General features: G+C 43.1%; 11 protein-coding genes. 10 read left to right on the top strand and 1 reads right to left on the bottom strand.

Annotated features, from left to right (window positions below; translation table 11 throughout):
• Positions 1-122 precede the first annotated feature (122 nt).
• From ACWXW9_RS22170 to ACWXW9_RS22150, 5 genes are all read left to right on the top strand, one after another.
• Positions 123-869, top strand: a complete 747-nt coding sequence (locus ACWXW9_RS22170; protein WP_494931200.1) for a DUF169 domain-containing protein — start codon at positions 123-125, stop codon at positions 867-869.
• A gap of 283 nt (positions 870-1,152) precedes the next feature.
• On the top strand, positions 1,153-1,920 hold the full coding sequence (locus ACWXW9_RS22165; RefSeq protein WP_494931199.1) for an isocitrate lyase/PEP mutase family protein: 768 nt from the start codon (positions 1,153-1,155) through the stop codon (positions 1,918-1,920).
• A gap of 32 nt (positions 1,921-1,952) precedes the next feature.
• Positions 1,953-2,510, top strand: coding sequence for a bifunctional transcriptional activator/DNA repair enzyme AdaA (locus ACWXW9_RS22160; protein ID WP_494931198.1), 558 nt, complete (start codon positions 1,953-1,955; stop codon positions 2,508-2,510).
• Between the two features lie 45 nt (positions 2,511-2,555).
• Entirely contained in the window at positions 2,556-3,074 is a 519-nt protein-coding gene (locus tag ACWXW9_RS22155) for a methylated-DNA--[protein]-cysteine S-methyltransferase (protein WP_494931197.1), read from the top strand.
• A 96-nt stretch (positions 3,075-3,170) separates the two neighbouring features.
• Complete coding sequence (locus ACWXW9_RS22150; protein WP_494931196.1) at positions 3,171-5,267, top strand: stalk domain-containing protein; 2,097 nt, start codon at positions 3,171-3,173, stop codon at positions 5,265-5,267.
• An 87-nt stretch (positions 5,268-5,354) separates the two neighbouring features.
• Here ACWXW9_RS22150 and ACWXW9_RS22145 read toward each other — a convergent pair whose 3' ends face one another.
• Positions 5,355-5,912 (bottom strand): YdhK family protein, encoded by a 558-nt coding sequence (locus ACWXW9_RS22145; protein ID WP_494931195.1) that lies wholly within the window; start codon positions 5,910-5,912, stop codon positions 5,355-5,357.
• A gap of 345 nt (positions 5,913-6,257) precedes the next feature.
• Between ACWXW9_RS22145 and ACWXW9_RS22140 the strand changes: the two genes are divergently transcribed.
• The 5 genes from ACWXW9_RS22140 to ACWXW9_RS22120 all read left to right on the top strand — a co-directional run bounded on the left by ACWXW9_RS22140 (position 6,258) and on the right by ACWXW9_RS22120 (position 12,175).
• Positions 6,258-7,097 carry a MetQ/NlpA family ABC transporter substrate-binding protein gene (locus tag ACWXW9_RS22140; RefSeq protein WP_494931194.1) on the top strand — a complete coding sequence of 280 codons (840 nt, stop codon included), beginning with the start codon at positions 6,258-6,260 and terminating at the stop codon, positions 7,095-7,097.
• Positions 7,098-7,167: 70 nt separating this feature from the next.
• The gene (locus ACWXW9_RS22135) at positions 7,168-8,343 is read left to right on the top strand and encodes an aminotransferase class I/II-fold pyridoxal phosphate-dependent enzyme (RefSeq protein WP_494931193.1); all 1,176 of its coding nucleotides are present in this window, start codon (positions 7,168-7,170) and stop codon (positions 8,341-8,343) included.
• A gap of 42 nt (positions 8,344-8,385) precedes the next feature.
• Positions 8,386-9,096, top strand: a complete 711-nt coding sequence (locus tag ACWXW9_RS22130; protein WP_494931192.1) for a 5'-methylthioadenosine/adenosylhomocysteine nucleosidase — start codon at positions 8,386-8,388, stop codon at positions 9,094-9,096.
• A gap of 235 nt (positions 9,097-9,331) precedes the next feature.
• Complete coding sequence (gene licT / locus ACWXW9_RS22125; protein WP_494931191.1) at positions 9,332-10,168, top strand: BglG family transcription antiterminator LicT; 837 nt, start codon at positions 9,332-9,334, stop codon at positions 10,166-10,168.
• A 138-nt stretch (positions 10,169-10,306) separates the two neighbouring features.
• On the top strand, positions 10,307-12,175 hold the full coding sequence (locus ACWXW9_RS22120) for a beta-glucoside-specific PTS transporter subunit IIABC (protein WP_494931190.1): 1,869 nt from the start codon (positions 10,307-10,309) through the stop codon (positions 12,173-12,175).
• Positions 12,176-12,191: the final 16 nt, after the last annotated feature.

The following is a 12,191-nucleotide window of genomic DNA, read 5'->3' as shown; positions in this document are numbered from 1 at the left end:
TGACCCGGGTCAATCTGTGTTCGCTATATCTATATGGTAAGGGGGATCGCGAACCTAGCAGCATTAGACAAGCAGTTAAGTTAATGAGAAGCGTTAACTCAAAAAAGGGAGGCAATCCGCATATGCAGAGTGAAATTGCGCAGAGACTAAAACTCAAGTATTCTCCTATTGCCATTCTATTTACCAATGAGAAACCTCAAGGAGCACTGGAGTTTGCTGAAGGACGCTGGGGATGCGTTGTAGCCATGTTAACAGCAGCAGCCAAGGGGCGGCGGGCCGTTTTCAGCCGTACTACGTTTGGCTGTGAGGGGGGCGGAATCGGACTAGGACTTATAAATCAGTATTCGGATGGTTTTGAGTACTTTATGTCTACAGGAAAAGAGGGATTACCCCCGATGGACGGAATACCCGAGCCGGAAGCTTTCAAAAAGACGCCAGAATTAGCCAAAGATTTTATGGAAACTATTCCTCTTATTAATATACCTGAACAATACGTAGTATTTACACCACTGACCGAGGTTGATGCTGCCCAAGAAGAACCGAAGGTTGTTGTATTCTATGCCAATCCCGACCAACTGTCTGCGCTCGTCGTATTGGCTAATTATGGTCGAACCGGCATTGATAATGTTATCGTCCCCTATGCGGCAGGTTGCCAAACGGTTTGTTTACTTCCTTGGCATGAGGCGGCCCGGGAACACCCGCGTGCTGTTATTGGGCTGATGGATATTTCGGCACGCCCTCGTATTGATGCCAATCTGCTGTCATTTAGTGTACCGTACGCCATGTTTAAAGAGATGGAAGACAATGTACCAGGCAGTTTTCTGGATAAGAGTGAGTGGAATAAAGTAGCTAGACGCATTACACAATAACTGAATCGTCTATAAGTCGAGTAATAAGGGGAAAGAATCTGCATTACATTAGGTGTCTGAAAATTGCGAAGCTCTATAGCGGCATATTTCCGCTGTGGAGCTTTTTGCAAAACTAATTTTATTTATGAATGGGTTTATCAAGCTTCCTTGTATGATGTATCCTTTTCTAGAATAGTTTCCTCAAAAGAAGGACAGCAGGGTAGACCATAAGGGCAAGAATGAGGACGAAACAAAAATATCCTCTTGATAGAATGAGATACATCACATATCAGGAGGCTATTACATGAACAAAATACAGCAATTTAATGCATTGCATACATCAGAGGAGCTACTATTTTTAGGGAACGCCTGGGACTTGCTATCTGCTGTCGCTCTTGAGAAAGCAGGCTTTCAGGCGATAGGTACGACGAGCTGGGGGATTGCGAATACGCTTGGATTGTCCGATGGGGAGCTTATTGATTTTGACCAGCATATAAGGATTATTCGGACGATTGCAGATCTTGTCCAGATTCCGGTGTCGGCAGATATTGAGGCAGGATATGGGGAGGACACAGAAACGATTGTCGAGCATGTTTTAAGGACAGCAGATGTGGGAGTCGCAGGGATTAATATTGAAGATTCATTAAAACAGCAAAAGGGACTTCGAGGAGTGGTTCTGCATAGTAGCCTTCTGTCCAAGATTAGAACAGCACTGGATGCTCATGGATTTAACGATTTTTTTATAAATGCAAGAACGGATACATATTTGCAAAAGGATACCCCGCTTTTGGAAACGATTGAACGAGCAAATGCGTATGTGGAGAGTGGAGCGAGCGGAATTTTTGTTCCGGGTTTGAAGGTTGACGAAGAGATCAGGGAAGTGGTACATCAGGTACATGCTCCGCTTAATCTTTTATCCTTGCCGGGTCTGACGAATGTCAGTAAGCTTCAGCAATTGGGAGTTAAACGGTTTAGCTTTGGTAACGCATTTTCTGATCATATAATAGTTGCTTTGCAAAAGAACGCTGAACAATTGATCAACCTTCAAGATACTTCGCATTTATATTCATGAGGATAAATGATAGAAAGGACAGAGCATCGATCATGGCTAACATCAAGCTTTCTTTTGAAGAAATGTGGGAGAAAATTATGGCGTGTGATCGTAAATATGACGGGTTGTTTTTTACCGCGGTGAAAACAACCCGAATATACTGCCGACCTTCCTGTCGATCCAAAAAGCCGAAAAAAATAAATGTTGAGTTTTATATTGATATCGACACAGTGGAAAAGGCGGGGTTTCGTGCCTGCAAAAGATGTCAACCTCATATTGATCATTCACCGTATATCAGGCTTGTCCAGACTGTGGTTACCTTCCTGGTCAATCACTATAAGGAAAGACTGGTACTGCAGGATATTGCGGATTATGCTGGAGTAAGTCCCTTTTATCTGGACCGAATCTTTAAACAGGAAACCTCAGAAACCCCGCGTACCTATCTGGAAAAAATAAGAGTGGATAAAGCAGCTTATCTGCTTAAAAGTACGGAGCGTACCAATCTTGAGATTTGCTATGAGACGGGTTTTCAAAGCTCTTCAAATTTCTATAAGGCATTTCGCTGTCTGAAACAGTGTTCCCCTAGTGAATACAGGAAGCTGAATAAGTGAATAGATGTTGTAGATCTAATAGACACAGGGGGTTGTTATCCTTTTATGAGTAGGCTATATTTATTGAATTATGCATCCCCGATTGGAGAGATAGAAATATGGGGCACAGATGAGGCCGTCCATTCTATCATGTTCTCTGATCGGGATACATCAACTACCACGATGCTGGACGAGACTTCACACCCCGTTTTAGAGGCGTGCGCTAGTCAGCTTGATGAGTATTTTAAAGGTACGCGCTATAAGTTTACGTTTCCTTATGCTTTTGAGGGTACAGACTTTCAAAAAAGTGTATGGAATGCTTTGGTGAAAGTAGGCTACGGTGAGACGGCGGCCTATAAAGACAGTGCCCTTTCGATTGGAAAAGAAAAAGCGATTAGGGCTGTAGGCAGCGCCAATGGGAAAAACAAGCTGAGTATCGTGATTCCATGCCACCGAACTATTGGTTCCAACCAGAAATTAACGGGTTATGCGGGGGGCTTATGGAGAAAGGAGTGGTTACTCCAGCATGAGCAACAGTTTCGGGAGCTACATAAGAACATTGAACAATGGCTTGAAAAAAAGTAAGGTTCCATATCCATAATTGTCATCAGATGGAATGAACTCCATCTAACCCTATGCTATGATTTATTAAAAAGAAAGATTCAAAAAGGGGAAATAAGGATGAAGTTCAGAAGGATTATATTTTTATTTATGTTTTCAACGATGCTCATGGGTTTGTTTATTGTGGGAACAGAACAAGCGCATGCAGACACGGATTCAGCATCAAGAAAGTGGAATGATCTCGTATTTATACTTGAGGATGGTAATGGTTCAAGGCGTGTTTTTCAATTTAATGGTGGTAATCCAATTCCATCGAATACCCCTGTTCGTCTATATCAAAATCTGATGGAGATTCCTTCTACGGATTATATCGTTGACTATGCCAACGCTGCAATCATCATTCCCGAAACAAAAAAAGCACCTGAGCCCGGGACAGAACTTCATATCGTAATTCCTATAAGTTCAGGCATGGAATGGACTCAAGGAAATATGGCTGGGGTAGCACTTGCGGAAGGGAATGGTGAGAATCGTACTTTTAAAATAACGACGAACCATACCATTAAGCAGGGGGCTAAAGTTAACTTAATCATTAACCAATCTGTTGGATATGAGACGAGTATTCCTGCTTCTAAATTGATGGTAGATTATGTGAATAAGACGGTAACGATTAAGGATAAGGCACAAGCCCCTTCTGATGGAGCGAAAATTTATTTTTATTATAATATATCTGATATCATCGAGACGACGCAGCCTGTAGAAGAGCCGAAGGTGGCTCAATCCACAGACGAACCTAAATTAACTCCAACGGTTAGTGAGCCAGAGGCTACTCCATCTGTTGATGAGCCGAAAGTAACGCAGCCCGTTATCGAGTCTAAAGAAGATCAAGCTGTAGATGAATCACCCGAGATTCCTTTGTCTATCCCATCTGGAGAAAATTTTCCGGGTACATTTGCAATCAACTCTTCTGGTACGTCGTTTACAGCTCGTTTGAAGATGAAAAATATTCAGCCCACGTACACTTCCTACGTTATGGTGAAAAATTCGGAAGAACAATTGGTTAAACGCATTCAGTTCGATCCGGAAACAACGTTTAGCTATTCTTTGAATAACCTGAACTTGTCTACAGGCGGCTACTACTTTTATATTAAAATGATGGATCAGTCTGGAAATTCGGCAGCGTCTGTCCCCCAGTTTATTCCCGTAAATAATAACAAGGCTCAGGTTTTGGTGTTTATTGATGGGAAGCAGCAACAATATGAGCAGCCTGCGACTTCGATTAGCGGAAGCATGCTGGTGCCGTTTCGTGCTGTTTTTGAGGCGCTTGGAGCAAAGGTGAAATGGGATGGTGCTACGAAGACCGTTACCGCAACCAAAGGGAATACAACGATCAAGTTAACCGTAGGCTCCAGAGATGCCTATATCAATGGTAAGTTAGTGCGTCTCAATGCGGCGCCTAGATTAATTAACGGCAAAGTGATGGTTCCTATTCGCTTTGTAAGTGAGGCCCTGGGAGCCAAGGTAAAGTGGAATATTGCCGCTCAGAGTGTTGTGATCTTTCTTGCCCAGCAGCAGGTTTTAACAACAAATGAAAGTGAACAATTAATGGATGAAGACGAGGCCAACACTGAGCCACAATCGAAGCCTGCCATATTGAACAATATATCCAGTACCATCACCAAATCTTCTGATATCGTATTCGTTATTGATGTTACGAGTAGTATGACAGGAACGCTGGATTATGTAAGACAGAAGGTTAAGGGTTTTGTTGATTCGGTTCCATCAGGCTCCCAATTTGCCGTTGTTGCATTTCGGGACATTAATTTAACAGCAGATAAAGATTTGGAGTATTTTGATTTTACAGCGGATAAGAGCAAGTTTAAAGGAAATTTGAATACATTACGTCCTTCTGCTGGCGGGGATCTGAAAGAATCTGGGCTGGAGGCCATCCAGCTGGCTGTAAGTAAATTTTCCAAAAGCTCTAATGCCAAAACCATCATATTCATTACAGATGCACCCGTACATGATAAAAATACAGTGCTGGGTAAAGCCCGTTTTTCAGTGGACGAAATAAACGAGCAATTACAGAAAAATGGCGTTACTTTTAATGCGATAGTTCCGGCAAGCGGACTGGCCAATAAACAAATGAAAAAGCTCGTAGATAGCAACAAAGGAACGTCGTATGATATTAAGGATGCTAAGCTGAATTTAGCGAAGTAGGTTTGTCCAAACCATAATAAAGCCGTATAAAGGGAGCTGATGTCAGGCTCCCTTTTGCTATCATAAGCAACCTGTGATGTAAGAGTTCTAAATGGCTGAAAGCTCACTCTCCGTCACCCATTTATGATTTTTGGCAGGCTCTCCTCCTGTAGTCGGCGTATAATCTACCATATATACGGTCGTTGGCTCAGCGGAATCAATGGTAGCCTCGGCCCCATCCATCCCCTTCATATGATCTGCTGCTAGGATAACTTCCGTGCCCGGTGCATAGGGCTCGCTGCCCGCATCTTTAATCTCTTCATGAATAACCCACTTAAGATTAGTCACTTTTTCCCCTCCAGTGGTTGGAGTATATGAAACCGTATAAGCAGTAGTCGTATAAACACCAACAATCGTGGCAGTAGCGCCGTTCATGCCTGCCATATGGTCAGCTCGGATGATCGCTTGGCTGCCAACTTTGAAGGCTGGATTTACAGCTTCTTTTAGTCCGGCAGGAAGCTCACTAGAAGTGGAATGGTTCATATCTGATGTGTCATGTTGTTGACTGCTGCTTGTCGTGTGCTCCTGGTCTGGAGTCTTAATGTTCCCGCACCCGCTCAAAATAATCATGACTGCACCAGCGAGCAAAGCCCATTGTTTTATCATATTTACAGCTCCTTTAGGGTTTTAATTCCACACTCAAACATACCCCTGTGGGGTATATTTGAAACGAATGTAAATGACCAATTTGTGAATTGTCTTGCTTAACTATGGGGGTAATTAAAATAGACAGGTGTGCCTGATATTATGGAGCTAGTGAAATATGAGATCAAAGGGGTCGCCGGATGCGGGCCTTTTTTTGTTATGGAGAAGATGTGATATCAAATGTTGTTGACAGTTATCAAAATATCATTGTAATATTTATAAACACATAAGATTACTCGGAATTTGATTGGGCTGCAACATTCTAGCTCAACAAAAAACAGATGATATCAGGGGGGAGAAATCGAAATGAAGAAAAAATGGGTTCCATTTATACTGTTGGTGGGAACAGTCGCCCTGTTTATCTCTGGCTGTGGCAGTAAGAATACGGTGGGAAATGGTGCGAGTGAAGAAAAGAAGACACTGCACATCAGTTTTAATCCGGGTCCATACAGTGATCAGTTCAAGAATGGAGTGGCTCCATATTTGGAGAAGAAGGGCTATAAGATTACATATAAAGAATTTACAGATGGCGTTCAGCCTAATGTAGCTGTGTCTAATGGCGATATTGATGCTAATGTGTTCCAGCATTCACTCTATCTGGCTTCTATGAATAAGCGGGAGAATATTGATCTGGTTGGAGCTGTGCAGGTTCCGACTCCACCGATGGGATTGTACTCCAGCAAGCATACCAGCCTTGACGAAGTCAGCGACGGTGCTCAAATCAACCTGCCGAACGAGCCAGTCAATATGCTGCGTGCGCTGAATATTTTAAAAGAAGTGGGCTGGATTACGTTAAAGGATAATATTGATCCACTGCAAACATCGGTGAACGACATCACTTCTAATCCGCATCATTTGCAATTTGTGGCTACTGACCCGGCCCAGGGACCACGCGCACTGGAGGATGTTGATTTTGCTGCTATTCAGGGGAACTTTGCCGTTTCGAATGGAATGAAGCTTACCTCGGCATTACAGCTTGAAAATATGACAGACCCGTTCACGAACGTGGTGGCTGTGGATAGCAAGAACAAGGACAAGCCATTCGTCAAAGACATCATTGAGGGGTATCATTCGGATGAATTCCAAAAGTACATCAAATCGAATCCGGTTTATGAAGGCTATAAGCTGCCAAGCTATTTTAAATAATATGGCGTTATTGTCTTCTGCAGGCTGACGCTGTCAGCCTGTATCTTATGGATAAAAGGTGGCAATGAACGTGATTTTTTCATCCTCTGATCTCGTCAAGGCGCTGCCTGACAACTATTTTAGCGCAATTGACGACAAAGTGAACCTGTACAAAAGCAAAGGAATAGATGTAATCAATTTGGCAGCAGGCAATCCGGATCAGCCGACACCGGCGCATATCATCAGCGCTTTGAAGGAAGCAGTTGATCAGCCGATCAATCAGAGATACCCGCCTTTTCACGGGAAAAAAAGCACACTGGAGGCAGTCGCCGCGTTCTATAAACGGGAGTATCAGGTGGAGCTTGATCCCGATCGGGAGGTTGCCGTATTCAACGGCTCCGCCATAGGCGTAATGGGGATTCCGCAGGCATTGCTAAATCCCGGTGACTGGTTGCTGACCACCGACCCGGCGTACCCGCAATATGTTTCCGCTGCTTCGCTGGCAAGAGCCCATATCCATATAATTCCGCTCCATGAAAATAATGGATTTTTGCCTGATTATACAACGGTGCCGGAAGAAATCGCCCAACAGGTCAAATTGCTCATTCTGAATTATCCTAACAATCCGACTGGGGCTGTAGCTACTACAGATTTTCTGACGAAGACGTTGGACTATGCCGCTGAGCACCGTTTTCCGGTTATGAACGATTTTGCTTACGGTGCCCTTGGGTTTGGGGGGCATAAGCCGCTCAGCCTATTGCAAATCCCCGGCGGCAAGGAATATGGTGTCGAGACGTATACGGCTTCCAAAACGTACAACATGGCTGGCTGGCGCTTCGGCTTTGCTGTTGGAAACGCGTCTGTTATCGGTGCGCTCAAGCATTATCATACACATGCTTACAGCACTGTTTTTGGAGCGGTGCAGGATGCGGGTGCTGTGGCATTACTGGGTTCGCAGGAGTCGGTGTGGGAGCTGGCGGCATTATATGAGCGGCGACGCGATGTTCTCATAGCGGCGTTGCGTGGTATTGGCTGGGATGTAGCCGCACCCAAAGAAACTTTTTTCGCCTGGTTCAAGGTGCCCGAGGGCTATACCTCCGCTTCTTTTGCGGACTTTTTATTAGACGAGGCCCATGTTGCAGTGGCTCCCGGCGAAGGTTTTGGTCGTACCGGAGCTTCCAATGTACGGGTGAGTCTGGTGAACAGTGAAGAACGGCTGCTGGAGGCGGTGCAGAGAATCGCCGCAACGGGCATTTTTAAAAAATAAACCAAAATGCAAGGAATGTATGGAGGGAGCGAGAAACGAACTTTGAGTATAGCCATTATCGGAGCCATGGAAGAAGAAATAGCAGGTTTGAAAGCACAGATCGAAGGGATAAGCATGACCCGGATTGCGAATGGAATTTTTTATACAGGCCGCCTTCAGGGCAAGGAAGTTGTTCTGCTGCAATCGGGAATTGGTAAAGCGAACGCGGCCTTGACTACGGCGCTGCTGATTGAGCGCTTTAACCCGGAGCTTATCATTAATATGGGGTCTGCTGGCGGGCTTGATCCGGCGCTCCGTGTTGGGGATGTCGTAGTGGCGACCGAGCTGACTTACAGCGATGTGGATGGAACGGCGTTCGGCTATACATACGGGCAGGTGCCGCAGATGCCTGCAAGTTATCCGGTGGAGCCAGCGCTGCTTGATTTTGCGACAGAAACACTGGTAGAGACCAGGATTGAGGGGCAGATCGTTACTGGCTTGATTACGACGGCAGACTCCTTTATTTACCAGGCTGAGCGGGCCCACTTTATTCGCAGCCAGTTTCCTGAAGCCAAGGTGACGGATATGGAAGGGACGGCGGTCGTCCAGACAGCGTATCAGTTTGGTATTCCGTTTCTGGCCGTTCGTTCTCTGTCTGATCTTGCCGGAGCAGAAGCGGCGGGTTCCTTTAATTCCAATCTTGACCTGGCTGCGGCCAACTCGGCAGCAGTGGTTGTGGCTCTTGTAGCTGCATACGATAGATCCGCATGGTAAGTTTGGTGTTTCTGCTAGAGTACAAAATTTGATTAAATTCAATGAATTCCTCACTCGGACAATGCGACGGTTACACATAGTGATATCTATTAAAGGTTGCTTATAATACACTAGACAAGAATTTAATACTCTGATAATATGTACAAAAGTATAATGGATTGTGACTGTGTAGGCAGGCAAAACCATCAACTGTTAGTTGTGCCTTTTTTCCTTTTATATTTATGGAGGCTTAAAATTGGAAAAAATACAGAAAATTCTAAATCACAATGCAGTTGTTTCGCATAATAGTCAAGGACAGGAAATCGTGGTTTTTGGAAAAGGAATTGCGTATGAAAAAAAACGTGGTGAGCGTTTTGACGTGGATTTGGTTGATAAAGTGTTTGTACTATCAGATCCGGAAGTCAGCAGCAAATTCCAACAGCTTGTAGCGAATATTCCTATGACTTATGCTTTAATTTCGGAGAGAATTATCAACTATGCAAAAATGAAGCTGGGGCGTGAACTGGATGATACGATTTATGTGTCATTGACGGATCACATGACCTCTGTTCTATGGAGAAATAAGGAAGGGCTTTCAATTCCAAATCCAATGCTTTCTGAAATTAGTAGATTCTATCCGCGTGAGTTGGAGATCGGGGAGAAAGCGTTAATTATTGTAAGAAATGAACTGAGTGTTCAGTTGCCTGAAGATGAAGCAGGTTTCATCGCTCTGCATTTTGTAAACGCTCAAAAAAATATGAGCAGTACAGACGTCAGGCATATTACAATGTTAATTAGTCAAATTTCCGGCATTGTGAAGAACTACTTTAATATTGAATTTGATGAAAAATCCCTGAACTATTATCGTTTTATTAATCATGCGAAGTTTTTCGCCCAGCGCGTACTTCAAAATAATGCATATCAAGATAATGATGCCGAGCTTTATGAAATCATCTCGGTGAAATATCCAGAAGCAAACAACTGTACTAATGAAATCGTCCGTTTTGTAAAAGAAGAATATCAGTTTCATTGTACCAATGAAGAGAAAGTGTATTTAATTATGCACATTGCAAGAATTATTCAGAACATTTAAATTGAATATTGAAATAGGTTTGTGATTATTTAGTTAAGCAAGGCCTAATGACAGTAGTAATATTGCTGTCATTAGGCCTTTTTTATTTGCTGGCCAGCATTTGTAGATTGAAAAATTGCTTAAAGGGGACATATAACTATGGCAAAGAATTATCAGGAAATAGCTGATAAAATTATTCAACTTGTCGGTGGGAAGAAAAATGTCAGGAAGCTTACACACTGCATGACCAGACTACGATTTGTTCTTCATGATCAAAAGCTGGTAAACGAAAAAGAATTAAATAAATTGACTCAAATTATTGGTATTCAAAGAGCCAGTGACCAATTCCAGGTCATCGTCGGAAACGATGTTGCCTTTGTCTATAATGAAATAATTTCAAATGGGGTTCCTAACCAAAGCGATAACGAGAGCGACAACGTTTCCAAACCCAAAAAGAATCTGATTATTCGAATTGTCGATACAATCTCTGGCTGCATGGCTCCATTCATTGTGGCCTTGTGCGCAGCCGGATTAGTCAAAGTATTGCTTATTCTTCTGCCTATGCTGGGTCTTATCTCCAAGGGAAGCCCGACTTTTGAAGTGTTAAACATTATCGGTGATGGTGCATTTTACTTCTTGCCCGTGCTGGTTGCGTACTCTTCAGCTATGATGTTCAAATCAAATCCATATATAGCAACAGTGGTTGCAGGGATTATGATTCATCCGAATTTTGTTGCACTTATGTCAAATGGAACTAACTCCAGTATTTTTGGGATTCCGATCCATAATGCTTCGTATGCATATTCGATTATTCCTGTTTTGTTAACTACTTTCGCGATGACATATATTGAAAGAATTGTCGATAGATACTTCCCGAAAATTACGAAGAACTTTCTAAACCCATTTGTAATTATGCTCATTACAGCGGTTCTTGCATTAACAGTTCTGGGACCTATTGGTTACATCGCGGGTAACGGATTGTCAGTAGCAATGCAGTGGTTAAGCTCAAACTTTGGTTGGCTTGCGGTTACGCTTTTAGCTGCTTTCACACCATTTATAGTGTTGACAGGGTTGCATCATGCATTGGGACCCATCGCTATTGCGAATGTAGCCTCTATGGGATATGACAGCCTTTGGATGGTAGCACAGCTATGCTCCAATCTTTCACAGGGTGGATCTTCTTTAGCCGTTGGTGTCAAATCCAAAAACAAAGCTCAAAAATCAATCGCTTATTCTGCTGCTATTTCAGCACTAGTTGGCGGAGTTACAGAACCCGCACTTTTCGGTGTCACACTTAAGCTAAAACGTCCATTGATCGCCTGTGTCATTTCAGGTGGGGTAGCTGGTTTATTTGGTTCCATTATGAATCTGAAGTGTTATGCCATTGCTAATCTGGCTTTAACAACATTGCCGATGTGGATGGCTGAAGATAATAGCAGAAATATTGTTATTGCTATTATTACAGCTTTAATCGCAATTGTGCTCTCATTTGTTCTAACGCTTATTCTTGGATTCGATAACAAGGAAACAAAAACAGAGGATACTCATGAAATGACGATTAACCCCGAAGTTAGTAATAAAAAATACATTTACAGCCCATTGCAGGGGGAAGTTAGACCTCTCGAAAGCGTAAATGATGATGCGTTTGCGGCAAAAATGATGGGGAACGGAATTGCGATATTTCCTGAAAAGGGTGAAGTTGTTGCACCGTTTGACGGAGAAGTCGTGACTCTTATCAAAACAAAACATGCGATTGCTTTACGATCCGATGCTGGAGCAGAGGTGCTAATTCATATCGGCTTGGATACGGTTAAGCTAAAAGGAAAATATTTTACAGTACATGTTGCTGAGGGTGACAGAGTGAATAAAGGAGACTTGCTGATTAGCTTCGACGCGGAGAAGATTTCAGACGAAGGCTATGACCTGATTACACCAGTCATTATCACCAATACAGCTGCCTATTTAGATGTAATTCCTGTACAAACAAAAATGGTTCAAACTCAAGATAAATTACTAACATTGTTATAAAAAGGAGAAGATATAA

Source organism: Paenibacillus sp. LT-B23 (assembly GCF_059417685.1).
The sequence above is the reverse complement of the archived record's forward strand: the minus strand, read 5'-3'. Positions and strand labels throughout refer to the sequence as shown.

Coding starts and splice junctions, on each gene's coding strand:
- ACWXW9_RS22145 (WP_494931195.1), bottom strand. CDS start 5,912: ATGATAAAACAATGGGCTTTGCTCGCTGGTGCAGTCATGATTATTTTG.
- ACWXW9_RS22140 (WP_494931194.1), top strand. CDS start 6,258: ATGAAGAAAAAATGGGTTCCATTTATACTGTTGGTGGGAACAGTCGCC.
- ACWXW9_RS22155 (WP_494931197.1), top strand. CDS start 2,556: ATGAGTAGGCTATATTTATTGAATTATGCATCCCCGATTGGAGAGATA.
- ACWXW9_RS22165 (WP_494931199.1), top strand. CDS start 1,153: ATGAACAAAATACAGCAATTTAATGCATTGCATACATCAGAGGAGCTA.
- ACWXW9_RS22170 (WP_494931200.1), top strand. CDS start 123: ATGCAGAGTGAAATTGCGCAGAGACTAAAACTCAAGTATTCTCCTATT.
- ACWXW9_RS22120 (WP_494931190.1), top strand. CDS start 10,307: ATGGCAAAGAATTATCAGGAAATAGCTGATAAAATTATTCAACTTGTC.
- ACWXW9_RS22150 (WP_494931196.1), top strand. CDS start 3,171: ATGAAGTTCAGAAGGATTATATTTTTATTTATGTTTTCAACGATGCTC.
- ACWXW9_RS22160 (WP_494931198.1), top strand. CDS start 1,953: ATGGCTAACATCAAGCTTTCTTTTGAAGAAATGTGGGAGAAAATTATG.